Genomic DNA, 24,771 nt, shown 5'->3' on the forward strand with positions numbered 1-24,771 from the left:
TCCCGTCAGGCAGGGTTAGGAATATCAATAAAGGTGACATCCAGGTCGGTGGTTTCCGTCAGCCATTCGCTGAGGGCGCGAATGCCGCCCCGCTCGGTGGCGTGGTGGCCGGCGGCATAAAAATGCAGGCCCTGCTCGCGGGCAGAGTGGATGGTTTGTTCCGACACCTCGCCGGTGATAAACGCGTCCACGCCAAAGCGCGCCGCGGCGTCGATAAAGCTCTGGCCGCCCCCGGTACACCAGGCGACGCGGCTGACGGTCTCCGGCCCGGTATCGCCGCACCACAGCGGCTTGCGTCCCAGCCGCGCTTCAATCCACGAGGCCAGCTCGAGGCCGGACACCGGCATCGACAGTTCGCCCCAGGGCACCAGCGGTTCGATTTCGCCCAGCACGTTAATCCCCAGCAGATGCGCCAGCTGCGCGTTATTGCCCAGCTCGGGATGGGCATCCAGCGGCAGGTGCCAGCCGTAGAGATTGATATCGTTGGCCAGCAGGGTTTTCAGGCGCCGGCGCTTCATGCCGCGGATCACTGGCGATTCGTTTTTCCAGAAATAGCCGTGATGGACGATTACCGCATCCGCCTGCAGGCGGACGGCCTCATCCAGCAGCGCCTGGCTGGCCGTGACTCCGGTGACGATCTTGTGCACCGTGTCGCGCCCTTCCACCTGCAGACCGTTAGGGGCGAAGTCACTGATGGCTGCGCTATTGAGCTTGTCGTTTATCAGTTGTTCCAGTTCGCTATTTTTCATCGCCACTCCAGCAGATAATCAGGGTATACAAAGGCATAACATAACCAGATCCATTCGGGTCGTCGATAGTCCGCCTCCGACACTGACGATGACTTTTTACCGAATAGCGCAATTTGTCTATTCATTCCGCCGCGCATTCGTGTATATTTATGCACTAATAAAGCATATTAAATAATCAGAAAGCCCCTCAAGCCATGAATATGACTAATTAAACGCTATTCATGCAGAACGATCGACTTTCGCTTTACGCCAGGAAACACACTTCTCATGAAGACAACATCATCGCAACCGCGGGCGATTTACTACGTCGTGGCGCTGCAAATCTGGGAATACTTTAGCTTCTACGGCATGCGCGCCCTGCTGATCCTCTATCTCACCAATCAGCTTAAATATGACGATAACCACGCTTACGCCCTGTTCAGCGCCTACTGTTCGCTGGTCTATGTGACGCCGATCCTCGGCGGCTATCTGGCCGATAAGCTGTTAGGCAACCGGATGGCGGTCATGCTCGGCGCGCTGCTGATGGCCATTGGCCATCTGGTGCTCGGGGCCAGCGAAACCGCCCCGGTCTTCCTCTACCTGTCGCTGGCGATCATCGTCTGCGGCTACGGGTTGTTTAAATCCAACGTCAGCTGTCTGCTGGGCGAGCTGTACGAACCCGCCGATCCGCGTCGCGATGGCGGTTTCTCGCTGATGTATGCCGCGGGCAATATCGGCTCGATCATCGCGCCGATCGCCTGCGGCTACGTCCAGGAGGAGTATAGCTGGGCGATGGGCTTTGCCCTGGCGGCCATCGGCATGGTGGCGGGACTGGTGATTTTCCTCTGCGGCAACCGCCACTTCCAGCATACCGCCGGCGTGAACCGCCAGGCGCTGTGCGCCCGTCGTTTGCTGCTGCCGAACTGGGGCTGGCTGCTGGTGCTGCTGGTCACTGCTCCGCTGCTGATTGCCGTGCTGTTCTGGCAGGAGTGGTCGGTATATGCCCTGATCGTGGCCACGGCCATTGGCCTCGCGGTGCTGGCGCGGATCTACCTGCGCGCCGAGACCGATAAACAGCGCAAGGATCTGCGCCTGATCGTCGTCCTGACCGCTTTCAGCCTGCTGTTCTGGGCCTTCGCCCAACAGGGCGGCAGCTCCATCAGCCTGTATATTGACCGCTTCGTTAACCGCCATATCATGAGCTACGAAGTCCCTACCGCTATGTTCCAGTCGATCAATGCCTTCGCGGTGATGCTCTGCGGCATGGTGCTGGCGTGGCTGGTGAAAGAGAGCGTCGGCGGTAATCGCACCGTGCGCATCTGGGGAAAATTTGCCCTCGGTCTGGGCCTGATGAGCGCCGGGTTCTGCATCCTAACCCTCAGCGCCCGCTGGTCGGCGGCCTATGGTCAGTCGTCCATGCCGCTGATGGTGCTGGGGCTGGCGGTGATGGGTTTTGCCGAACTGTTTATCGACCCGGTCGCGATGTCGCAAATCACCCGCATTGAGATCCCGGGGGTCACCGGGGTGTTGACCGGCATCTATATGCTGCTCTCCGGGGCCATCGCCAACTATCTGGCCGGCGTTATCGCCGACCAGACCTCGCAGGCGTCATTCGACGCCGCCGGGGCGGTGAACTACTCTATTGACGCCTACATCAACGTCTTCAGCCAGATCACCTGGGGCGCGCTGGCTTGCGTCGGCGTGGTGCTGGTCATCTGGCTGTATCACTCGCTGAAGGTCAGGACCCGCCGTCTGGCGGTGGAGTAATCCCCTTTCTGGCGGCCTCCCAGGCCGCCAGCGTCTCCTGCCGCGCCTGCTTGTGATCGACTATCGGGCGCGGATAATCCAGCGTAATCCCCTGTTTATCCGCCCACGCCCACGGCTGATGCAGCGCCTTCTCCGGCACCTTTGCCAGCTCCGGCAGCCAGCGACGCATAAACACCCCCTGCTTATCAAACTTCTCGCCCTGGGTGGTGGGATTAAATATGCGGAAATAGGGCGCGGCGTCGGTGCCCGTCGAAGCCGCCCACTGCCAGCCGCCGTTGTTCGCCGCCAGGTCGCCATCAATCAGCTGGCTCATGAAATAGCGCTCCCCTGCCCGCCAGTCGAGGCGCAGATCTTTAGTCAGGAAGCTGGCGACGATCATGCGCAACCGGTTATGCATCCAGCCGGTGGCGTTAAGCTGGCGCATGGCGGCATCGACAATCGGATAGCCGGTCTCCCCGCGCTGCCAGGCCTGCAGGGCGCCATCCTCTTCGCGCCAGGCGACCTTATCGGTCCAGGCGACAAACGGCCGTCCTTTACAGAGTTTCGGATAGTAGACCATCAGATGGCGGTAAAACTCGCGCCAAATCAGCTCATTAAGCCAGGTGGCGCCTGCCCCGCCGTCCAGCGCGGCGGGGTGTTCCGTCAGCAGCCGATGCAGGCACTGGCGCGGCGACAGCACCCCGGTGGCCAGGCAGGGCGACAGGCGACTGGTCCCTTCCACGGCCGGGAAGTCGCGCTGCCCCTCATAATCCGCCGCCGGTTGCTGACAAAACGCGCGCAGCCGCGCCAGCGCCGTTTTTTCATCTGCAGCAAACAGCAGCCCATCGAACGGCGTTTGCGGATAGTTGAGCTCCGGCGGCGGCGGCGCCTGGCGGGCGGGTGCCTCGCGCGGCTTTGGCGCGGCCACGCACGCCGGCAGCCCTTCCCGTAGCCGGCGAATAAACGCATTCTTAAACGGAGTGAAGACTTTATACATTTCGCCGCCGCCGGTCAGTACGCTGCCGGGCGGCAACAGGACGCTGTCGTCAAATCCCTGGCAAATCACTTCGCTCAAGGTGTTCTCAACGGCGGCATCGCGCTGGCGTTCATTGAATTCGTACTGATAGTTGTAGAACAGGTGACTGACCTGGTGCTGCTGGCAAAACTGGGCCAGCCGCTCGACGCTGGCGCTAAAATCGTCCGCCTCTTCTACCCACAACGGTATGCCACGCTCCGCCAGCGCGGCGTGCAGACTGTGCAAATGGCTGGCGATAAAAGCGGCCTGCCGCGGCGCCATATGATGCTCGCGCCACTGCCCCGGGGTGGCAATATAGAGCGCCAGCACCTGCGCCTGCGGATCGCGGCAGGCTGCGGCCAGCGCCAGGTTATTGTGAATGCGTAAATCCGTGCGTAACCAGACCAGATGGGTGGCCATATCACTCCTCATTATCCGTCAGCAAAACTCATCTCATGATCTAAGCCGGAAAAAATAGCGCGCTTCGGCAAAATAAGCACCTGCCAATTCCGCTGCGGCGCTTGCAACGAGTGTAGACAAGCGACGAAAAAAAACCGCCGGGGGCAACCGGCGGTTATTGGCTTTCATTGCAGCAGGGCGAATCAGTAGAAGTCGTGAGCGGCTTTTTCCGCCTGCGCCATCCACACCGGCTGCTCGCTGGTTTTCGACCACACCCGGTGCAGCCAGCTGTAATAGCGGGCGCGATCTTTCCAGAACAGCATCACCGGCAGCGCCGCGACGCCAGCCACGACGGCGAAAGCCCGACGCAGCAAAATAATATGAGCAGGATAAGCTTTGTACAACGCCATTATTTCTCTCCCCTTTGTCAGGCCGGCAAGTCGCGCCGGTAAAAAATTACCATGTTTGTTTGAGCAAAATAGTACCGCGTTGGTTGTAATTTTACTACTCATCCGACCACTAAAAAGCACGTATTTATACTTAATTTACATTCATCCCGTAAATTAGTTACGAAAAAGTTAAATTAATACTAACCATCAGTTAAATTGTGCCTTTGCCATTTTTATACTTTTTTTACACCGCGCCCGCGGATTTTTGCGAAATCTTTGCGCCGTAATTTCTATTCTCCTGGTAAATCAAAAACACACCCGGAGGTGGATTGTGACTGCAGGCGTACTCACTGGCGTTGGGCTGGTGTTCCTGTTACTGGCTTATCTGGTTTATGCCTTGATACATGCGGAGGCATTCTGATGGCTGCCCAGGGATTTTTTTTATTAGCCAGCTACCTGCTGGTATTGCTGGCGCTGGCGCGCCCGCTGGGGATGTGTCTGGCGAGAATGGTGAACGACATCCCGCTTCCCGGCCTGGCCGGCGTCGAGCGCGTTCTGTGGCGCGTGGCCGGGATCCGCGCCGAAGAGATGGGCTGGCTGCAGTATTTGCTGGCGATCCTGCTGTTTAACGCCCTCGGCGGCCTGGCGCTGTTTGCCCTGCTGATGCTCCAGGGCGTGCTGCCCTTTAACCCGCAGCACCTGCCGGGGCTGCCGTGGGATCTGGCGCTCAACACCGCGGTCAGCTTTGTCAGTAATACCAACTGGCAGGCTTACGCCGGCGAAAGCACCATGAGCTATCTCAGCCAGATGGTGGGGCTGACGGTGCAGAATTTCCTCTCCGCCGCCACCGGCATCGCCGTAGTCTTCGCCCTGACCCGCGCCTTCGCCCGACAGAAAATGTCCACCCTCGGCAATGCCTGGGTCGACCTGACGCGCATTACCCTGTGGCTGCTGCTGCCGCTCTCTCTGCTGGTGGCCCTGTTCTTTATTCAGCAAGGCGTGCCGCAGAACCTGCAGGCTTACCAGCCCTTTACCACCCTCGAAGGGGCGCACCAGCTGCTGCCGATGGGGCCTGTCGCCTCACAGGAAGCGATTAAGCTGCTGGGCACCAACGGCGGCGGTTTCTTTAACGCTAACTCCGCCCATCCGTTTGAAAACCCGACGGCGCTGACCAATCTCGTGCAGATGCTGGCCATCTTCCTGATCCCGGCGGCGCTGTGCTTCGCCTTCGGCGAGGTGGTGAGCGATCGCCGCCAGGGGCGCGCTATCCTGTGGGCGATGACGCTGATCTTTATCCTCTGCGTCGCCGTGGTGATGTGGGCGGAAACCCGCGGCAACCCGCACCTGCTGACGCTGGGCGCCGACAGCAGCCTGAATATGGAAGGTAAAGAGAGCCGCTTCGGTATTCTCGCCAGCAGTCTGTTCGCGGTGATCACCACCGCCGCCTCCTGCGGCGCGGTCAACGCCATGCATGACTCCTTCACCGCGCTGGGCGGGATGGTGCCGATGTGGCTGATGCAGATTGGCGAAGTGGTGTTCGGCGGCGTCGGCTCGGGTCTCTATGGCATGCTGCTGTTCGTTATGCTGGCGGTGTTTATCGCCGGGCTGATGGTCGGCCGCACCCCGGAGTACCTCGGGAAGAAAATCGATGTCCGGGAAATGAAAATGATCGCCCTGGCCATTCTGGTCACCCCGACGCTGGTACTGCTCGGCACGGCGCTGGCGATGATGACCGAGGCCGGCCGCGCCGGGATGTTCAACCCCGGCGCGCACGGCTTTAGCGAAGTGCTGTACGCCGTCACCTCGGCGGCCAATAACAACGGCAGCGCCTTCGCCGGCCTGGGCGCGGCGACGCCCTTCTGGAACCTGCTGCTGGCGTTCTGCATGCTGGCTGGACGCTTCGCCGTCATCATTCCGGTGATGGCTATCGCCGGCTCGCTGGTGACGAAGAAAATTCAACCGGCCAGCCCCGGTACCCTGGCCACCCACGACGCCCTGTTTATCGGTCTGCTGATCGGCACCGTGCTGCTGGTGGGCGCCCTGACCTTTATTCCTGCGCTGGCGCTTGGCCCGCTGGCCGAACACTTTTCCTTACTTTGAGCGATGCGGAGCCCCCTGTTATGAGTCGCAAACAATTAGCCCTGCTGGAGCCGACGCTGGTGCGCCAGGCGCTGCTGGATGCCGTGAAAAAACTCAGCCCGATGGTGCAGTGGCGCAATCCGGTGATGTTTATCGTCTGGGTGGGCAGCCTGTTAACCACCCTGCTGGCCATCGCCATGGCTAGCGGCGCCCTGACCGGCAGCGCCACGTTTACCGCCGCCATCAGTATCTGGTTATGGTTTACCGTGCTGTTCGCCAACTTTGCCGAAGCGATGGCGGAAGGCCGCAGCAAAGCCCAGGCCAATAGCCTGAAAGGGGTGAAAAAAACGGCCTTCGCCCGTAAGCTGCGCGCCCCGCAGCATGACGCGACGGTCGACCATGTGCCGGCGGAAGACCTGCGCAAAGGCGACGTGGTGCTGGTGGAAGCCGGGGATATTATCCCCTGCGATGGCGAAGTCATCGAAGGCGGCGCCTCGGTGGACGAAAGCGCCATTACCGGCGAGTCCGCGCCGGTGATCCGCGAATCCGGCGGCGATTTCGCCTCGGTGACCGGCGGGACGCGCATCCTCTCCGACTGGCTGGTGATCCGCTGCAGCGTCAACCCGGGAGAAACCTTCCTCGACCGGATGATCGCCATGGTGGAAGGCGCCCAGCGCCGTAAAACGCCGAACGAAATCGCCCTGACGATCCTGCTGATCGCCCTGACGCTGGTGTTCCTGCTGGCCACCGCCACCATCTGGCCCTTCTCGGCCTGGAGCGGCAATGCGGTGAGCGTCACCGTGCTGGTCGCTCTGCTGGTGTGCCTGATCCCGACCACCATCGGCGGTCTGCTGTCGGCGATCGGCGTCGCCGGGATGAGCCGTATGCTGGGCGCCAACGTGATCGCCACCAGCGGCCGCGCGGTGGAGGCCGCTGGCGATGTCGATGTCCTGCTGCTGGATAAAACCGGGACCATTACGCTTGGCAACCGCCAGGCCTCCGCTTTCCTGCCGGCGCGCGGTGTGGAAGAGCGAACCCTCGCCGACGCCGCCCAGCTCTCCTCGCTGGCTGACGAAACCCCGGAGGGACGCAGCATCGTGGTGCTGGCGAAGCAGCGCTTCAACCTGCGCGAACGCGATCTGCAGTCGCTGCACGCCACCTTTGTCCCCTTTACCGCGCAAACGCGGATGAGCGGCATCAATATCGATCAGCGCATGATCCGTAAAGGCTCGGTGGACGCGATTCGCCGTCACGTGGAGGCAAACGGCGGCCACTTCCCTGCCGATGTCGAGAAGCAGGTGGAAGAGGTCGCCCGCCAGGGGGCCACGCCGCTGGTGGTTGCCGAAGGTGAAAAGGTGCTGGGAATTATTTCCCTCAAAGATATCGTCAAAGGCGGCATCAAAGAGCGTTTCGCCCAGCTGCGCAAAATGGGCATTAAAACGGTGATGATCACCGGCGATAACCGCCTCACCGCCGCGGCGATCGCCGCCGAGGCCGGCGTCGACGATTTCCTCGCCGAAGCGACGCCGGAAGCCAAGCTGGCGCTGATCCGCCAGTATCAGTCGGAAGGTCGGCTGGTGGCGATGACCGGCGACGGCACCAACGACGCGCCCGCGCTGGCCCAGGCCGACGTCGCGGTGGCCATGAACTCAGGCACCCAGGCGGCGAAAGAGGCGGGCAACATGGTCGACCTGGATTCCAACCCCACCAAACTGATTGAGGTGGTCCATATCGGCAAACAGATGCTGATGACGCGCGGCTCGCTGACCACCTTCAGTATTGCCAACGACGTGGCGAAATATTTCGCCATTATTCCGGCGGCGTTTGCCGCGGTCTATCCCCAGCTGGCGATGCTGAACGTGATGGGCCTGCATTCGCCATCGTCGGCGATCCTCAGCGCCGTTATCTTCAACGCGCTGATCATCGTCTTCCTGATCCCGTTGGCCCTGAAAGGGGTGAGCTATCGCCCGCTCTCCGCCTCGGCGATGCTGCGCCGCAACCTGTGGATCTACGGCCTTGGCGGTCTGCTGGTGCCTTTTATCGGTATTAAAGCCATTGACCTGCTGCTGACCCTGAGCGGTCTGGTGTGAGGAACAAACTATGTCATTGATTCGTCCAGCACTTGTGCTATTTATTCTGTTAACCCTGCTCACCGGCGGCGTTTATCCTCTGCTGACCACCAGCCTGGGACAGTGGTGGTTTAACTCACAGGCCAATGGCTCGCTGATCCGCCTGAACGGCGAGGTGCGCGGCTCGGCGCTGATTGGCCAGAACTTTACCGCCGCAGGCTATTTCCAGGGCCGCCCGTCAGCCACCGCGGAGACAGCGGATAACCCGATGGCCTCTGGCGGCAGCAACCTCGCCGCCAGCAACCCGGCGCTGGATAAGGCGGTGAGCGAGCGGGTGCAGGCCCTGCGCGCCGCGAACCCGGATGCCGACCCGCGGGTGCCAGTCGAACTGGTCACCACCTCGGCGAGCGGTCTCGATAACAACCTGACCCCGGCCGCCGCGCTGTGGCAGGCGCCCCGGGTGGCCAAAGCGCGCCAGCTGAGCGTCGACCAGGTGACCGCGCTGGTTAATCAGGCCACACAAACGCCGCTGCTGAGCTTCCTTGGCCAGCCGGTGGTCAATATACTGCAACTCAATATGGCGCTGGATGCCCTGAAGGATAAGTAAATGAGTGACGAGCCGCTGCGTCCGGACCCTGACCGCCTGCTGCAGCACACCGCCGCCCCGCATCGCGGCAAACTGAAAGTCTTCTTCGGCGCCTGCGCCGGGGTGGGGAAAACCTGGGCGATGCTGGCGGAAGCGCAGCGGCTGCGGGCCCAGGGGCTGGATATTCTGATTGGCGTGGCGGAGACCCACGGCCGGAAAGAGACCGCCGCGATGCTGCAGGGCCTGAGCACCCTGCCGCCGCGGCGGCTCGCTCACCGCGGGCGCTACGTGTATGAGTTCGACCTCGACGCCGCCCTCGCCCGCCGCCCGGCGCTGATTCTGGTGGATGAACTGGCGCACAGTAATGCCCCCGGCTCCCGCCATCCGAAGCGCTGGCAGGATGTGGACGAACTGCTGGAGGCCGGGATTGACGTCTTCACCACGGTTAACGTTCAGCATCTGGAAAGCCTGAACGACGTCGTCAGCGGGATCACCGGCGTGCAGGTGCGGGAGACCGTCCCCGATCCCTTTTTTGACGCCGCGGACGACGTGGTGCTGGTGGACCTCCCCCCTGACGATCTGCGCCAGCGGCTCAATGAGGGCAAAGTCTACATCGGCGGCCAGGCCGAGCGCGCTATCGAGAACTTTTTCCGCAAAGGGAACCTGATTGCGCTGCGCGAACTGGCTCTGCGCCGTACCGCCGATCGCGTCGATGAGCAGATGCGCGCCTGGCGCGACCGCCAGGGCCAGGAGAAAGTCTGGCACACCCGCGACGCCATTCTGCTCTGTATCGGGCACAACACCGGCAGCGAAAAGCTGGTGCGTACCGCCGCCCGCCTCGCCGCCCGTCTGGGCAGCGTCTGGCATGCGGTATATGTCGAAACGCCTTCCCTGCACCGCCTGCCGGAATCCCGGCGGCGGGCCATCCTCGCCGCGCTGCGTCTGGCCCAGGAGCTGGGCGCCGAAACCGCCACCCTCTCCGACCCGTCTGAAGAGAAAGCGGTCCTCCATTACGCTCGCGAACATAATCTCGGAAAAATTGTCATCGGCCGCCAGAGCAAGCGCCGCTGGTGGGATCGCAGCGGCTTCGCCGACCGTCTGGCTCGTCACGCGCCGGACCTCGATCTGGTGGTCATCGCCCTGGATGAAAAGCCCTTCCCCCTTCCGGCGCGCGCCAGCGACACTCGTCCGGCGCTGGAGAAATGGCGGCTGCAGCTGCAGGGCTGCGCGTTGGCGGTGGCCCTGTGCGCCATCATTACCCTGGTGGCCATGCAGTGGCTGATGGCCTTCGAAGCCGCCAACCTGGTCATGCTCTATCTGCTGGGGGTGGTGATCATCGCCCTGCTCTATGGCCGCTGGCCGTCGGTGCTGGCGACGGTGATCAACGTTATCAGCTTCGATCTCTTTTTTGTCGCCCCGCGCGGCACGCTGGCGGTGTCAGATGTCCAGTATCTGCTCACCTTCGGCGTGATGCTCACCGTTGGCCTGCTTATCGGTAACCTCACCGCCGGCGTGCGCTACCAGGCGCGGGTGGCGCGCTATCGCGAGCGGCGTACCCGCCACCTGTATGAAATGTCCAAAGCGCTGGCGGTGGGTCGTAGCCAGCAGGATATCGCCACCACCAGCGAGCGGTTTATCGCCTCCACCTTTCAGGCTCGCAGCCAGCTGCTGCTCCCGGACGCCCAGGGGAAACTGCTGCCCTTAACCCACCAGCCCGGGCTGACGCCGTGGGATGACGCCATCGCCCGCTGGAGCTTTGATAAGGGGCAACCCGCCGGCGCCGGCACCGATACCCTGCCCGGCGTGCCGTATCAGATCCTGCCCCTGAAGAGCGCCGCCCGCACCTGGGGACTGCTGGTGGTGGAGCCGGCGAATCTGCGCCAGCTGATGATCCCGGAGCAGCAGCGGCTGCTGGAGACCTTCACCCTGCTGGTGGCCAGCGCCCTGGAGCGTCTCACCCTGACCGCCAGCGAAGAGCAGGCCCGGCTGACCAGCGAGCGCGAAAGCCTGCGTAACTCGCTGCTCGCCGCCCTGTCCCACGATCTGCGTACCCCGCTCACCGTGCTGTTTGGCCAGGCGGAAATCCTGACCCTCGATCTGGCCAGCGAGGGCTCGAAGCATGCCCCGCAGGCCAATGAAATCCGCCAGCATGTGCTCAATACCACCCGGCTGGTGAACAACCTGCTGGATATGGCGCGGATCCAGTCCGGCGGCTTTAATCTGCACAAGGAGTGGCTGACGCTGGAGGAAGTGGTCGGCAGCGCGCTGCGTATGCTCGAGCCGAGCCTCGGCGGCCAGCACGTTCAACTGGATTTACCCGACCCGCTGCAGCTGGTGCATGTCGACGGGCCGCTGTTCGAGCGGGTGCTGATCAATCTGCTGGAGAATGCCCATAAGTATGCCGGCGCCCGGGCGGACATCGGTATTCGCGCCGAAGCGGACGCCCGGCAGCTGTCGCTGGAGGTATGGGATAATGGTCCGGGGATCCCGGCGGGTCAGGAACAGGCTATCTTTGATAAATTCGCCCGCGGCAACAAAGAGTCGGCGATCCCCGGCGTCGGGCTGGGCCTTGCCATCTGTCAGGCCATCGTCGACGTCCACGGCGGGACCATCTCCGCCAGCAACCGGCCGGAAGGCGGCGCCTCATTCCGTGTTACACTGCCGGGAGAAACGCCCCCTGAACTGGAAGAGCTATCTGAGGAATTGTGATTAACGTTCTGATTATCGAAGACGAACACGCTATCCGTCGCTTTCTGCGCACCGCGCTGGAAGCCGACGGCATGCGCGTATTTGAAGCGGAAACCCTGCAGCGCGGGCTGATCGAAGCCGCCACCCGTAAGCCCGACCTCGCGATACTCGATCTCGGCCTGCCGGATGGCGACGGCATTGATTTTATTCGCGACCTGCGCCAGTGGAGTCAGATGCCGATTATCGTCCTGTCAGCGCGTAGCGAAGAGCACGACAAAATTGCCGCCCTGGATGCCGGCGCCGATGACTACTTAAGTAAACCCTTTGGCATCGGCGAGCTGCAGGCCCGCCTGCGCGTCGCACTGCGTCGTCACGGCGCGGCGCAGGCCGACGAGCCGGTGGTGCGCTTCGCCGACCTGGAGGTCAATATCCCCGCCCGCCGCATCCTGCGCGGCAGCGAAGAGATCCACCTGACGCCCATCGAGTTTCGTCTGCTGGCGGCGCTATTGAATAATCCCGGCAAAGTGCTTACCCAGCGCCAGCTGCTGAATCAGGTGTGGGGCCCTAACGCCGTGGAGCACAGCCATTATCTGCGGATCTATATGGGTCACCTGCGGCAAAAGCTGGAGGCCGATCCGGCGCGCCCGCAGCATCTGCTGACCGAAACCGGGATTGGCTATCGCTTTATGCCCTGAGCCCCGCCTCTGCAGTACCAGAGGCTGGCGATTTTCAGCCCTTCAGAGAGCAGCAGGAAGCCTGCCAGGATCGCGAAATGCCGGACGCCGGCGGCCTGAATCAGCCACAGACCCAAAGAAAGCGAAGGCTGCATAAACACCAGCCTGAGCGGCACCTGCCCCCAGGCCAGCCACAGCCCATAGCGGCTCTGACGGAAAAAGAGGATCATCGACAGCGGGATGCTGATAATCAGCAGCACATTCAGCGGATAGAGCCAGACCGCCGCAGCGCCCCAGGCGTGCAGCTGCTGGAGATAAGCCAGCAGGTCGTCGTAAAAAGGGAGTCGGCGGTGGGCAATATTCCACCATAAGAATTGCAGGACGAAAAAGAGATCCATCCACGCCCAGAACAAAAACAGGGACTTCCGTTGTATTTTCATCGCTATCCTTGCGAAAAAAATCAGGCCCGCGAGGGGCCTGATGGTCGTGCGCCTTTAGGCGTTCTTCAGCACTTCACTGACAATCTCTACCGCTTCTTTTTCGATCAGTTTGCGATGTTCTTCGCCGAGGAAGCTTTCGCAGTAGATCTTGTAGGCGTCTTCGGTGCCTGACGGACGCGCCGCGAACCAGCCGTTGTCGGTCATCACTTTCAGGCCGCCAATCGCCGCCCCGTTGCCCGGCGCTGCGGTCAGACGGGCGGTGATCGGATCCCCCGCCAGGGTGTCAGCGCTGACCATTTCCGGCGACAGCTTAGACAGCGCCGCTTTCTGCGCGGAGGTCGCGGAAGCCTGCAGACGGTTGTAGCTCGGCGCGCCAAAGCGCTCCGCCAGCTCGTTATAGTGCTCCTGCGGGTTTTTGCCGGTCACTGCGGTGATTTCCGCCGCCAGCAGGCACATGATAATGCCGTCTTTATCGGTGGACCACGGCGTGCCGTCGAAGCGCAGGAAGGAGGCCCCGGCGCTCTCTTCGCCGCCGAAACCGAAGCTGCCGTCGAACAGGCCGTCGACGAACCACTTAAAGCCCACCGGCACTTCCACCAGCTTGCGGCCCAGATCGTTCACCACGCGGTCAATCATCGCCGAGGAGACGAGGGTTTTACCGACCGCCACCTCTTTGCCCCACTGCGGACGATGCTGGAACAGGTAGTTAATCGCCACCGCCAGATAGTGGTTCGGGTTCATCAGCCCGGCTGGGGTGACAATCCCGTGACGGTCGTAATCCGGGTCGTTGGCAAACGCCAGATCGAACTTATCGCGCAGCGCCAGCAGGCCCGCCATCGCACATTCCGAGGAGCAGTCCATGCGGATGGCGCCGTCTTTATCGAGGTGCATAAAGCGGAAGGTCTGGTCTACCTGGTCGTTCACAATGGTCAGATTGAGCTTGTAGTGCTCGCCAATGCGCTTCCAGTATTCGATACCGGAACCGCCCAGCGGATCGACGCCCAGCGTCAGGCCCGCTTTCTGGATCGCCGCCATGTCGACGATATCCGCCAGGCCTTCAATAAACGGCTGCACCAGATCCTGCTCTTTGACGTGGCCGGAAGCCAGCGCCGCGTCCAGAGGAAGGCGTTTCACGCCCTGCAGGCCAGCGGCCAGCAGTTCGTTGGCGCGGTTTTCCACCACTTTGGTGACGTTGGTATCAGCCGGACCGCCGTTTGGCGGGTTGTACTTGATACCGCCATCTTCCGGCGGGTTGTGTGACGGGGTGATCACAATGCCGTCCGCCAGCGGACCGCCTTTTTTGTTATGCACCAGAATCGCGTTGGAGACCGCCGGCGTCGGGGTGAAGCCGTTGTTTTCCTGCACGATCACGTCAACGCCGTTGGCGGTTAACACTTCCAGCACCGAAATAAACGCCGGCTCGGACAGGGCGTGGGTATCTTTACCGACATAGCACGGACCGGTGATCCCGTTCTTCGCACGATCTTCCGCAATCGCCTGGGCGATGGCCAGGATATGCGGTTCGTTGAAGTTGTGACGCGCCGCGCTGCCGCGATGGCCGGAGGTGCCGAATTTGACCGCATGCTCCGCATTACCGACTTCAGGCTTCAGCACGTAGTACTGAGCAGTCAGTTGGGCGACGTTAATCAAATCACTCTGTTGCGCAGGCTGCCCCGCACGTTTATCGATTGCCATTGCCTGATCCTTCTGGTGCAAATGTTAAAAAGCTAGATCGTGCCGCAAACCTTTTCAATCAGCTCCGCAGGGAACTGCATCGACTGCATGATGTGCTCAATCATGCTGCATTTACGGCCGGTATTGGTATTGGTGATCACCCACCACGGTGTACCAGGAACCTGTTTCGGTTTGGTCTGATTACCGCTTTTCAGCAGCGTACGCGCATCTTCCGCGAAGTAGACGCGCGTGCGGCCATGCAGAGACTCGGTCGCCTCGGCAAATGCTTTACTGTCCAGGGAGTAGAGGGTCGTCAACACCAGCATAAAACGGTTCACCGCGCGCTTCTGCTCGGCGTATTCATCAGATAACAGCATCTCGCGCATGGCGCGGACTTTATCTTTCGCCGGGTTAGCGGGTTTCACCTCAACGGCAGGCGCGGGCGCCAGCGCCGGCGCGGCTTTGCTGACCTGTGTAGCCGGTTGGGAAACGGCGGAAAATTTCAGCATGCGCCGTAAAATGTCGGATGCGCTCTCGCCGATATGCAGAGTGTGGCTGGCAATATAGCGATAGAGTTCATCATCAACTTCAATTGTTTTCATCTTAATCCAGTGCGATATCTTTTCTGAATACAAATCGTTGGGATTATAAGTACAAATCCCAACCGCGGATAGCGTCAAACCAGGATGGCGGTAAAACTCAGAAAACTTCTGGGTCTTGCAGCCGGATGGCAGAATGTCCAACATAATACCCTAACCCGACGGAGCGAAAAAAAGAACTTTGCCATGAAATTAAATAGCCGAGCGCAATCTGCACAGAATCCGCACAACCACTCCCCGATCGTGCTGGTCCACGGTCTGTTTGGCAGCCTGGACAACCTGGGCATCCTCGCCCGCGACCTGGTCGCCGACCACGATATTCTGCAGGTCGATATGCGCAACCACGGTTTGTCGCCGCGGTCGGCAGAGATGACCTACCCCGCGATGGCGCAGGATCTGCTCGATACGCTCGACGCGCACCAGATTGAGCGCGCCACCTTTATCGGCCATTCGATGGGCGGCAAAGCGGTGATGGCGCTGACCGCCCTGGCGCCGGAGCGCATCAACGGTCTGGTGGCGATCGATATCGCCCCGGTGGATTATCATGTTCGCCGCCATGATGAGATCTTCGCCGCTATCCGCGCCGTCAGCGAATCCGCCGCCAGCACCCGCCAGCAGGCGGCGCAGGTGATGCGCGAGCATCTGCAGGAAGAGGGGGTGATTCAGTTCCTGCTGAAATCTTTCGTCGACGGCGACTGGCGCTTCAACGTCCCGGTGCTGTGGGACCAGTACCCGCATATCGTCGGCTGGGAAACCATCCCGGCCTGGCCGCACCCGACGCAGTTTATTCCCGGCGGCAACTCACCCTACGTGACCGACGCCTACCGCGACGCGCTGCTGGCCCAGTTCCCGCAGGCCCGGGCCCACGTCATCGCCGGCGCCGGACACTGGGTCCATGCCGAGAAACCCGAAGCGGTGTTGCGCGCGATCCGCCGTTATCTCACGAGCATTGGCGCCTGATTGGCTAAAATATGCCCGACCGCGCCGCAGAATGCCCGCGGTCGTTGGCGCAGCCGTTCGCCTGATGTATGATGGCGCGCTATCTGCGCCGGCTAGAGCCCGGCAGCTTGTTTCCCCGAAGTCACTCAGAATCATGGCAAAAGAACAAACGGACCGTACGACATTAGATTTGTTCGCAAACGAGCGTCGCCCGGGAAGACCAAAAACCAATCCGCTGTCGCGCGATGAACAACTGCGCATCAACAAACGTAATCAGCTGAAACGCGATAAAGTGCGCGGGCTGAAGCGCGTGGAGCTAAAGCTCAACGCCGACGCGGTCGATGCGCTTAACGAACTGGCGGAAGCGCGTAATATGAGCCGCAGCGATCTCATCGAAGAGATGCTGATGACGCAATTAACCGCCCTGCGCAGCCAGGGAAAAGTCTAACTTTCCGCGAAAAATCCGCATTCATGTAGCAGAGTGTGCAGTCGGGCGTGATTGCTGTTTCCGCGTCCTTGCCTGTTCTGCTATGATTGCCGTTATCTGTGGGCATCGCGTCCCTACCACATCATTTAAGTTTCAAGAGGTTATTTTACTCATGGCAATCATCGGCATCTTTTTTGGCAGCGACACCGGCAACACCGAAAATATTGCAAAAATGATTCAAAAGCAGCTTGGTAAAGATGTTGCTGATGTTCACGACATTGCCAAAAGCAGCAAAGAAGATCTGGAAGCCCACGACATCCTGCTGCTCGGCATCCCGACCTGGTACTACGGTGAAGCCCAGTGTGACTGGGACGACTTCTTCCCGACGCTGGAAGAGATCGACTTTAACGGCAAGCTGGTGGCGCTGTTCGGCTGCGGCGACCAGGAAGACTACGCAGAGTACTTCTGCGATGCGCTGGGCACCATCCGCGACATCATTGAGCCGCGCGGCGCGACCATCGTTGGCCACTGGCCGACTGCCGGCTATCACTTCGAGGCCTCCAAAGGCCTGGCGGATGACGACCACTTCGTCGGCCTCGCCATTGATGAAGACCGTCAGCCGGAACTGACCAACGAGCGCGTTGAGAAGTGGGTGAAGCAGGTGGCTGAAGAGCTGCACCTCGAAGAAATCAAAAACGCCTGATAATTAAGCGGCGCAATCGTTGAGTTGCGTCGTATTAATAGACAAAAGCAATCAAACTAATAGCTACAAGTTTTTAACTTTTAATCACATATCTGTACAATGTCCTCTGATTCTACGAGGCACGTGACGCAGTTTGTAGCTGGTGCCTCGTTTTTGACAGCAAACCAGGCCCGATGCTTGCAGTTTTCATTTACCAGTGGCAGTTCTATAATGAGACGCATTACGTCGGGTTAATTTCTGTATGACTTCCGTTGAAGGAAGTAGATCGTTTAGCAACAGGACAGATTCCGCATGACTGACAACAATACCGCATTAAAGAAGGCTGGCCTGAAAGTCACACTTCCTCGACTGAAAATCCTTGAAGTGCTGCAGGAACCGGATAACCATCATGTCAGTGCGGAAGACTTATATAAACGCCTGATCGACATGGGCGAAGAGATTGGTCTGGCGACCGTTTACCGCGTCCTCAACCAGTTTGATGACGCCGGTATCGTGACTCGTCATAATTTTGAAGGCGGTAAATCCGTTTTCGAACTGACCCAGCAGCATCACCACGATCACCTGATCTGCCTCGACTGCGGCAAAGTGATCGAATTCAGTGATGACTCTATCGAAGCGCGCCAGCGTGAAATCGCTTCCCGTCACGGCATCCGCCTGACCAACCACAGTCTGTATCTGTACGGTCACTGTGCGGAAGGTGATTGCCGCGAGGACGAACACGCCCACGACGCAGTGGAAAAGTAATTCCCTGCTTCGCCTGCTCTGAAAAGCCAACCAGCCGGTTGGCTTTTTTATGGGCGCTTCTGCCGCGCTTCCCGCTCACGTCCCGGCGGCGACCCTCGCGAGTCCCCGCTTTGTCCGGAGAGTTGATATGGAACTTCGCCAGCTACGCTATTTTACGCGCATTGTTGAAACCGGCAGCATGGGCCGCGCCGCGCTCGATCTGAATATCGGCGTCTCGGCGCTCAGCCAGCAGATCGCGCGTCTGGAAAATGAGCTGGCCATTCGCCTCCTGCAGCGAACCTCTCGCGGCGTGACGCCCACCAGCGCGGGCCTCGCTTTCTACTCACAGGCGCAGCTGGCGCTGCGTCATGCCGATGATGCCATCCTCGCCGCCCGCGAGGCGCGGCTGTCGGGCCACGTCAGCGTCGGCATGGCCCCCAGCACCGCCTCCGTTCTTGGCGTACCGTTCATCAACGCGATGCGCGAGAGCTACCCCGACGTCCGCCTGCACCTGGTGGAAAGCCTCTCCGGGAATCTGGAGCGGATGATCAACACCCGCCAGCTGGATTTAGCCATCGTCTTCCAGCAGGAGAAGATCCTGCGCTGGAGCGCCAGACCGGTGCTCGAAGAGCGCCTGTTTCTGATCGGCACCCATGCGCTGTTGGCCTCGCTGCCGGATGACCCTGTTTCCCCTGACCAGCTCACCACCCTGCCGCTGATTATGCCAAGCCAGGGCCACGGCCTGCGCGGCAGGCTGGAGGCGGTTTGCCAGCAGCACAGCCTCAGCGTTGAGGTGGTGGCGGACATTGACGGTCTGGCCCTGCTGATGCAGGCCGTGCGCAGCGGACTGGGCGCCACTCTGCAGCCCGGGGCCGCTATTTCCCACCTCGACCATCAGGCGCTGAGGGTGATCGGCATCGCTAATCCGGTCCTCAGCCGCCCCAACTTTCTGGTCAGCCTGTCGGATGATGAGCTCACCCCGGCAGGCCTTGCGGCACGGGTCATACTAAGCAAAGTCATGCGCCAGCTGGTGGAGTCCGATCGCTGGCCAGGCGCCACTCTTTACGTTAACTAAACCCCTCTTTAGCGTTACGCCATAGCGCCCCGCCGTCGTTACCGCCTACATTCCCATTACAAATTTAACAATTAATTAAATTGTAAGGGAGCCGATAATGGTGGATGTACTGGTCATTGGCGGCGGCAATGCCGCGCTATGCGCCGCCTTAACCGCCCGGGAAGCCGGCGCCTCGGTGCTGCTGCTGGAGGCGGCGCCGCGGGAGTGGCGAGGCGGCAACTCGCAGCACACGCGTAACCTGCGCTGTATGCACGATGCGCCGCAGGACGTGCTGGTCGACAGCTATCCGGAAGAGGAGTACTGGCAGGATCTGCTGCGCGTCACCGAAGGGAACACCAACGAAGCGCTGGCCCGGCTGGTGATCCGCACCTCGTCACAGTGCCGGGACTGGATGCGTCAGCACGGGGTTAACTTTCAGCCGCCGCTCTCCGGCGCCCTGCACGTGGCCCGCACCAACGCCTTTTTTATGGGCGGCGGCAAAGCGCTGGTCAATGCCTATTACCGCAGCGCAGAGCGGATGGGGGTGCAGATCCGCTACAACACGCCGGTGCAGGCTCTGGAACTGCGCAACGGTGAATTTGTCGCCGCGCTGGCGGGCGAGGAACGGATTGTCGCGAGAAGCTGCGTCCTCGCCGCCGGCGGATTTGAATCCAACCGCGAGTGGCTGCGCGAGGCCTGGGGGCAAAATGACCGCGGCGAATGGCCCGCCGATAACTTTCTCATCCGCGGCACGCGCTTCAACCAGGGGGTGCTGCTCAAGTTTATGATCGACGCCGGGGCCGATATCATCGGCGATCCTTCCCAGTCCCACTGCGTCGCCATTGACGCCCGGGCGCCGCTCTATGACGGCGGGATCTGCACCCGCGTCGACTGCGTTTCGCTGGGGGTGGTGGTCAACCGCGATGCCGTGCGCTTTTATGATGAGGGGGAAGATTTCTGGCCTAAACGCTACGCCATCTGGGGCCGACTGGTCGCCCACCAGCCTGGACAGATCGGCTACTCGATCATCGACAGCAAAGCCATCGGCCACTTTATGCCCCCCGTCTTTACCGGCGCTCAGGCCAATACCATCGCGGAACTGGCCCGCCAGCTGGGGCTGGACGGCGAACGCTTAGCGCAAACCATCGCCGACTATAATGCCGCCTGCGCGCCGGGCCAGTTCGATCACACCCGCCTGGATAACTGCGCGACCTCTGGCCTCACGCCGGCGAAAACCCACTGGGCGCGCCCCATCGATACGCCGCCTTACTACGGCTACGCCCTGCGTCCGGGGATCACCTTCACCTACCTCGGGCTCTACGTCGACGACACCGCCGCCGTCCATTTCGCCGGTCAACCCAGTCGTAATCTGTTCGTCGCCGGGGAAATGATGGCCGGCAACGTGCTGGGCAAGGGCTACACCGCCGGCGTCGGGATGTCGATCGGCACCACCTTCGGCCGCATCGCCGGCCAGCAAGCCGCCCGGGCGGCGCAGCAGGAGAAACACCATGAAGTCGCTTGAAAAGCTGATCATTGACGCGCAGATCATCACCGAACCGGAGGCGGAAGTCGAACGGGTGATGCAGGTGTGTAACGCCTGCCGCTACTGCGAAGGGTTTTGCGCCGTGTTCCCGGCGATGACCCAGCGCCTGGCCTTTGGCAAGGCGGATATCAACTATCTGGCTAACCTGTGCCATAACTGCGGCGCTTGCCTGCATGCCTGCCAGTATGCGCCGCCGCACGAGTTCGCCATTAACGTGCCGAAGGCGATGGCCGAAGTCCGGCTCGAGACCTATCAACACTACGCCCAGCCCGCCGCCTTTGGCAGCCTGTACCGTCGGGCCGGCATGACCACCGTGCTGGCGCTGGTCGGCGGCCTGATTGTCTTTCTGCTGCTGGCGATGGGGCTCAAAGGCTCGCTGCGCCATCCGCCGCTGGCGGGCGACTTCTACCAGATATTCCCCCATAACCTGCTGGCGTGGATGTTTGGTTCGGTCTTTGTGCTGGCGATTGGCTTACTGATGAGCGGGGTGATCCGCTTCTGGCGCGAGATCTCCCCGGGCCAGCCGCAACCGATTGATATTGCGAAGGCATCCCATGATGCGCTGACGCTGAAATATCTCGACGGCGGCCACGGGAAAGGCTGCAACGAAGCCGATGACGCCTTCACCCTGCTGCGCCGCCGTTTCCACCACTGCACCTTCTACGGCTTTATGCTCTGCTTCGCCGCCACCGTGGTGGCCACGGGCTATCACTATATCGCCGGCCAGGAAGCCCCCTACCCGTTCTTCAGCCTGCCGGTGCTGCTCGGCACCCTCGGCGGCATCGGCCTGCTGGTCGGCCCGGCGGGCCTGCTGTGGCTGAACCTGCGCCGCTCGCCGCTGCACGGCGACGCGCGGCAGAAACCGATGGATCGCGGATTTATTCTGCTGCTGCTGCTGACCAGCTTCACCGGCCTGGCGCTGCTGGCGGGGCGGGATACTTCGTGGATGGGCGTCCTGCTCGCCATCCACCTCGGGGTGGTGATGGCCCTGTTCTTAACCCTGCCGTATGGAAAATTTGCCCACGGATTTTATCGCTGTGCGGCGTTACTCAAGTGGGCGATTGAGAAACGCCGCGGAAAACAGGCGGGCGTCGCCGGCGACTGACCTGCCCCTCTGCACCCGATAACAACAAGATAAAGACAATGGAGATCACCCCCTATGACCCAACAACCCACCCGCGCCGGCACCGTCGGCGCTATCCTCCGCGTGACCAGCGGTAATTTTCTCGAACAGTTCGACTTCTTCCTGTTTGGCTTTTACGCCACCTATATCGCCCGCACCTTCTTTCCGGCGGAGAGCGAGTTCGCGGCGCTGATGCTCACCTTTGCGGTATTTGGCTCGGGCTTCCTGATGCGTCCTATCGGCGCGGTGGTGCTCGGCGCTTATATCGACAGAATCGGTCGCCGCAAAGGGCTGATGGTCACCCTGGCGATCATGGGCTGCGGGACGCTACTCATCGCCCTGGTCCCTGGCTATCAGACTATCGGCGTGCTGGCGCCGATCCTCGTGTTAGTGGGCCGTCTGCTGCAGGGGTTCTCGGCGGGCGTCGAGCTTGGCGGAGTGTCGGTCTATCTCTCTGAAATCGCTACGCCGGGCAATAAAGGCTTCTATACCAGCTGGCAGTCCGCCAGCCAGCAGGTGGCTATCATCATGGCGGCGCTGATCGGCTATGCGCTGAACGCCACGCTGGAACATGAGGAGATTGCCGCCTGGGGCTGGCGCATTCCCTTTTTTATTGGCTGTATGATCATTCCGCTGATTTTCGTGCTGCGCCGCTCGCTGCAGGAGACCGAGGAATTCCTGCAGCGTAAACATCGCCCGGATACCAAAGAGATCCTGACCACCATCGCCAGAAACTGGCGCATTATTACCGCGGGGACGCTGCTGGTAGCGATGACCACCACCACTTTCTACTTTATTACCGTCTATACGCCAACCTACGGCAGAGCAGTGCTACACCTCAGCGCCCACGACAGCCTGCTGGTCACCATGCTGGTGGGCATCTCCAATTTTATCTGGTTACCGATTGGCGGCGCGATCTCCGATCGGATCGGTCGTCGCCCGGTGCTGATGGGGATTACCGTGCTGGCGCTGCTCACCACCTGGCCGGTGATGCACTGGCTCACCGCCGCGCCGGATTTCACCCGTATGACGCTGGTCCTGTTGTGGTTTTCCTTCTTCTTTGGCATGTATAACGGCGCGATGGTGGCGGCGCTCACCGAAGTGATGCCGGTTTATGTCCGCACCGTGGGCTTTTCGCTGGCCTTCAGCCTCGCCACCGCCATCTTCGGCGGCCTGACGCCGGCTATCTCCACTGCCCTGGTCGAGCTTACCGGCGATAAAAGCGCGCCGGGATGGTGGCTGATGTGCGCTGCGCTGTGCGGGTTCATCGCCACCGCGCTGCTGTTCGTGCGCCTGAGTCGCGGCTATCAGCCGGCGGAGAGTCAGCGCTAAAAAAACAAACGGGCGGAGATAGACTCCGCCCGTTTGCCGCTGCCGTCTGGCTTAATGGGTGGTGTTATTGCTGCGGATCTCTTTCCAGATCTGGTCGCAGCGCGCTTTCACCGCCTGATCGTTACCGGTACGGGTAGCCTGGATACACTGCTGATAATCCAGTACCCGGACGCTCTCCTGGTTAGCAAACTGCTGGTGCTGTTTATCCTCTTTCAGGACATTCAGTACGCTCTGGCAGGCTTCAATTTTGTCCGGATTGCCTTCCGCCGTATTAATACAGGCGCTATAGGCATCTTTCAGTTTGGTGTCTTCTTTCGGTGCCGGCGACGTGGTGCAGGCCACCAGAGCCGATGCCATCATGGCAATAAGCAGCATTTTTTTCATTGTCGTTCTCCCAGAGGTGCGGCAGGCTCACGCCCGCCGCGCAGGCATCAGAAAATTGTGAACGGGGCGATAACCATGAACTTCACGTCGCGCTCATCCTGGAAGATGTTGCCGTAGCCGCCGCTCCAGCTCGGAATATCGGAATGGTTGTCGTACTGGGTAAAGTGCAGTTTAAACAGCGTGCCCTTCGCCCGGCCTTCCTGCACGGTATACAGCGCATCCAGGCTGTAGGCCGACTCTTTCAGACGGTAATCAGCGTCATAGTAGGCGTCCGGGGAGGACATTTTGCCCGGCTTCGCATCCCAGGCGTACACATAAGACGCGCCAAACGCCCAGCCCGGCATATCCCAGTTTTTCATGTCATACATCGCGCCGAAGAAGACCGCTTTTTCGCCGTTGGCGTTGAAGTCGGAACGGTTATCCCACCAGATATCGAGACGACCGTTGGAGGAGGCGTAGGTCGGGGTCATACGCTGCAGGAAGTAGCCCTGCTGGCCATCGGCCTTCACCCAGGTCCCTTCCAGACGCAGATCCAGCACATCCGCCACTTTATAGCCAAAGGTTAACGCCTGCAGCCATGCGGTGCCGTCATAGATGTCGTTGACCCCGCCGTTGCTGACCTTATCGCGAGTGCCGTAGAACTGGTAGCTGGTGCTCAACGGCGCGCCGGCGACGTCAAACTTGTAGCTGGCTTTAGCAAAGTACTGATCGATATAGCCCTGAGCCTGACCAAATGCCGCCTCCAGCACCAGGTCGTTTTTGAAATCATATTTGGCGCCGACGGAGTGGAGATAATCGACTTTAGTCTTCTTATCGTTCTGGTAGAAATCATCCATCTCGATATGCCATGGCGCTTTATACTCGTTCGTCCACATGTAGGAGAAACTTAACGCGCCCGCGGTGCCATAGTCGAAGTTGGCCCCGGCTTCCGCCCCCTGATAGGTACCCGGCATAAAGCTCCAGTGCGGCGCCAGCAGGGTCTGACCGGTTGGCTGGATGTAGCCCGCGCGCGCCCACGCCGGACCGTATTTGAATTTCGCAGCGGCTTTATACAGGCTGATGCCGCTCTTATCGCCGGAGTAGTCTTCGTCATAGGCTTTGTTACGCGACGAGAAGGCGATTTCGTTCGGGTGGCCGCTGTCGCCGTTCTCCGCCATTTCAATCGCGGTAAACGCCGCAATATCAAGGCCAAACATATCGGCGGCATAGCCGGACTGGAAGTCCAGGTTGGCGTTCCAGGTGGAGTGGGAAAGGTTGGTTTTGTATTTGTCGCCGTCGGTCACATCTTTACGGTCACGCTCACGCTGCCAGTAATAGATACCGCCGGTTAAAGTAGAATCATCGATAAAGCCTGCTGCGCTGGCCTGCGGAATCACAACCCAGCCCGACATCGCGGTGACGGCGGCAATAGCCAGCGCCAGCGTACTACGTTTGCCACTAAACGTACGCATGTGCAT

General features: G+C 60.7%; 23 protein-coding genes. 15 read left to right on the plus strand and 8 right to left on the minus strand.

Translation table 11 applies throughout. The features are described from left to right. Window positions 1-5: 5 nt before the first annotated feature. Window positions 6-749, minus strand: coding sequence for a type 2 GTP cyclohydrolase I (locus QLG03_RS23695; RefSeq protein WP_023288867.1), 744 nt, complete (start codon window positions 747-749; stop codon window positions 6-8). A gap of 267 nt (window positions 750-1,016) precedes the next feature. Here QLG03_RS23695 and QLG03_RS23700 point away from each other — a divergent pair, with 267 nt between their 5' ends. After that, window positions 1,017-2,495 carry an MFS transporter gene (locus tag QLG03_RS23700; RefSeq protein ID WP_048334425.1) on the plus strand — a complete coding sequence of 493 codons (1,479 nt, stop codon included), beginning with the start codon at window positions 1,017-1,019 and terminating at the stop codon, window positions 2,493-2,495. Here QLG03_RS23700 and phrB read toward each other — a convergent pair. Then, on the minus strand, window positions 2,467-3,909 hold the full coding sequence (gene phrB / locus QLG03_RS23705; protein WP_255988234.1) for a deoxyribodipyrimidine photo-lyase: 1,443 nt from the start codon (window positions 3,907-3,909) through the stop codon (window positions 2,467-2,469). The two genes, QLG03_RS23700 and phrB, sit on opposite strands and share 29 nt — an antisense overlap. 182 nt (window positions 3,910-4,091) lie before the next feature. Further along, complete coding sequence (locus QLG03_RS23710) at window positions 4,092-4,298, minus strand: DUF2517 family protein (RefSeq protein ID WP_002894847.1); 207 nt, start codon at window positions 4,296-4,298, stop codon at window positions 4,092-4,094. A 310-nt stretch (window positions 4,299-4,608) separates the two neighbouring features. Between QLG03_RS23710 and kdpF the strand changes: the two genes are divergently transcribed. The 6 genes from kdpF to kdpE are packed head-to-tail and all read left to right on the plus strand — an operon-like array spanning window position 4,609 to window position 12,394. Beyond that, entirely contained in the window at window positions 4,609-4,698 is a 90-nt protein-coding gene (kdpF, locus tag QLG03_RS23715) for a K(+)-transporting ATPase subunit F (RefSeq protein ID WP_020323459.1), read from the plus strand. Then, on the plus strand, window positions 4,698-6,377 hold the full coding sequence (gene kdpA, locus QLG03_RS23720) for a potassium-transporting ATPase subunit KdpA (RefSeq protein ID WP_178944978.1): 1,680 nt from the start codon (window positions 4,698-4,700) through the stop codon (window positions 6,375-6,377). Before kdpF ends, kdpA begins: the two co-directional genes overlap by 1 nt. Window positions 6,378-6,397: 20 nt before the next feature. Continuing rightward, the gene (gene kdpB, locus QLG03_RS23725) at window positions 6,398-8,446 is read left to right on the plus strand and encodes a potassium-transporting ATPase subunit KdpB (protein WP_072421300.1); all 2,049 of its coding nucleotides are present in this window, start codon (window positions 6,398-6,400) and stop codon (window positions 8,444-8,446) included. A gap of 10 nt (window positions 8,447-8,456) precedes the next feature. Beyond that, a complete protein-coding gene (gene kdpC / locus QLG03_RS23730) occupies window positions 8,457-9,032 on the plus strand; it encodes a potassium-transporting ATPase subunit KdpC (RefSeq protein WP_023288862.1) in 576 nt (191 codons plus the stop codon). Beyond that, the gene (gene kdpD / locus QLG03_RS23735; protein WP_032455149.1) at window positions 9,033-11,720 is read left to right on the plus strand and encodes a two-component system sensor histidine kinase KdpD; all 2,688 of its coding nucleotides are present in this window, start codon (window positions 9,033-9,035) and stop codon (window positions 11,718-11,720) included. Beyond that, a complete protein-coding gene (gene kdpE, locus QLG03_RS23740) occupies window positions 11,717-12,394 on the plus strand; it encodes a two-component system response regulator KdpE (RefSeq protein WP_002894776.1) in 678 nt (225 codons plus the stop codon). Before kdpD ends, kdpE begins: the two co-directional genes overlap by 4 nt. Here kdpE and QLG03_RS23745 read toward each other — a convergent pair. From QLG03_RS23745 to seqA, 3 genes are read right to left on the minus strand one after another with little or no spacing between them, the layout of a single operon-like run. Next, window positions 12,376-12,813, minus strand: a complete 438-nt coding sequence (locus tag QLG03_RS23745; RefSeq protein ID WP_147734034.1) for an arginine:ornithine antiporter — start codon at window positions 12,811-12,813, stop codon at window positions 12,376-12,378. The genes kdpE and QLG03_RS23745 overlap by 19 nt on opposite strands. Window positions 12,814-12,867: 54 nt before the next feature. Beyond that, a complete protein-coding gene (pgm, locus tag QLG03_RS23750; RefSeq protein ID WP_023288859.1) occupies window positions 12,868-14,508 on the minus strand; it encodes a phosphoglucomutase (alpha-D-glucose-1,6-bisphosphate-dependent) in 1,641 nt (546 codons plus the stop codon). Window positions 14,509-14,540: 32 nt separating this feature from the next. Beyond that, window positions 14,541-15,089 carry a replication initiation negative regulator SeqA gene (gene seqA, locus QLG03_RS23755; RefSeq protein WP_032428668.1) on the minus strand — a complete coding sequence of 183 codons (549 nt, stop codon included), beginning with the start codon at window positions 15,087-15,089 and terminating at the stop codon, window positions 14,541-14,543. 183 nt (window positions 15,090-15,272) lie between these two features. Here seqA and ybfF point away from each other — a divergent pair, with 183 nt between their 5' ends. The 8 genes from ybfF (at window position 15,273) to QLG03_RS23795 (ending at window position 22,930) form a co-directional block, all read left to right on the plus strand. Then, on the plus strand, window positions 15,273-16,046 hold the full coding sequence (ybfF, locus tag QLG03_RS23760; RefSeq protein ID WP_255988245.1) for an esterase: 774 nt from the start codon (window positions 15,273-15,275) through the stop codon (window positions 16,044-16,046). 133 nt (window positions 16,047-16,179) lie between these two features. Then, complete coding sequence (gene ybfE / locus QLG03_RS23765; RefSeq protein ID WP_002894767.1) at window positions 16,180-16,473, plus strand: LexA regulated protein; 294 nt, start codon at window positions 16,180-16,182, stop codon at window positions 16,471-16,473. 151 nt (window positions 16,474-16,624) lie between these two features. Next, on the plus strand, window positions 16,625-17,155 hold the full coding sequence (fldA, locus tag QLG03_RS23770) for a flavodoxin FldA (protein WP_002894765.1): 531 nt from the start codon (window positions 16,625-16,627) through the stop codon (window positions 17,153-17,155). A 291-nt stretch (window positions 17,156-17,446) separates the two neighbouring features. Continuing rightward, complete coding sequence (gene fur / locus QLG03_RS23775) at window positions 17,447-17,899, plus strand: ferric iron uptake transcriptional regulator (protein ID WP_004885952.1); 453 nt, start codon at window positions 17,447-17,449, stop codon at window positions 17,897-17,899. Between the two features lie 127 nt (window positions 17,900-18,026). Next, window positions 18,027-18,953: a tricarballylate utilization LysR family transcriptional regulator TcuR gene (gene tcuR, locus QLG03_RS23780; protein WP_065804704.1), complete on the plus strand. Its 927-nt coding sequence runs from the start codon at window positions 18,027-18,029 to the stop codon at window positions 18,951-18,953. A 97-nt stretch (window positions 18,954-19,050) separates the two neighbouring features. Beyond that, window positions 19,051-20,454 (plus strand): FAD-dependent tricarballylate dehydrogenase TcuA, encoded by a 1,404-nt coding sequence (gene tcuA, locus QLG03_RS23785; protein ID WP_255988247.1) that lies wholly within the window; start codon window positions 19,051-19,053, stop codon window positions 20,452-20,454. Beyond that, window positions 20,441-21,580 carry a tricarballylate utilization 4Fe-4S protein TcuB gene (tcuB, locus tag QLG03_RS23790; protein ID WP_023288853.1) on the plus strand — a complete coding sequence of 380 codons (1,140 nt, stop codon included), beginning with the start codon at window positions 20,441-20,443 and terminating at the stop codon, window positions 21,578-21,580. Before tcuA ends, tcuB begins: the two co-directional genes overlap by 14 nt. Window positions 21,581-21,634: 54 nt before the next feature. Then, the gene (locus QLG03_RS23795) at window positions 21,635-22,930 is read left to right on the plus strand and encodes an MFS transporter (protein WP_255988250.1); all 1,296 of its coding nucleotides are present in this window, start codon (window positions 21,635-21,637) and stop codon (window positions 22,928-22,930) included. A 51-nt stretch (window positions 22,931-22,981) separates the two neighbouring features. Here QLG03_RS23795 and chiQ read toward each other — a convergent pair whose 3' ends face one another. Then, window positions 22,982-23,314: a ChiQ/YbfN family lipoprotein gene (chiQ, locus tag QLG03_RS23800; protein ID WP_023288851.1), complete on the minus strand. Its 333-nt coding sequence runs from the start codon at window positions 23,312-23,314 to the stop codon at window positions 22,982-22,984. A 47-nt stretch (window positions 23,315-23,361) separates the two neighbouring features. Then, window positions 23,362-24,765, minus strand: a complete 1,404-nt coding sequence (gene chiP, locus QLG03_RS23805) for a chitoporin (RefSeq protein ID WP_023288850.1) — start codon at window positions 24,763-24,765, stop codon at window positions 23,362-23,364. Window positions 24,766-24,771 lie beyond the last annotated feature (6 nt).

The organism is Klebsiella sp. V115_8, assembly GCF_029967715.1.
In the GTDB taxonomy this organism is placed as follows: Bacteria; Pseudomonadota; Gammaproteobacteria; order Enterobacterales; family Enterobacteriaceae; genus Klebsiella; species Klebsiella quasipneumoniae.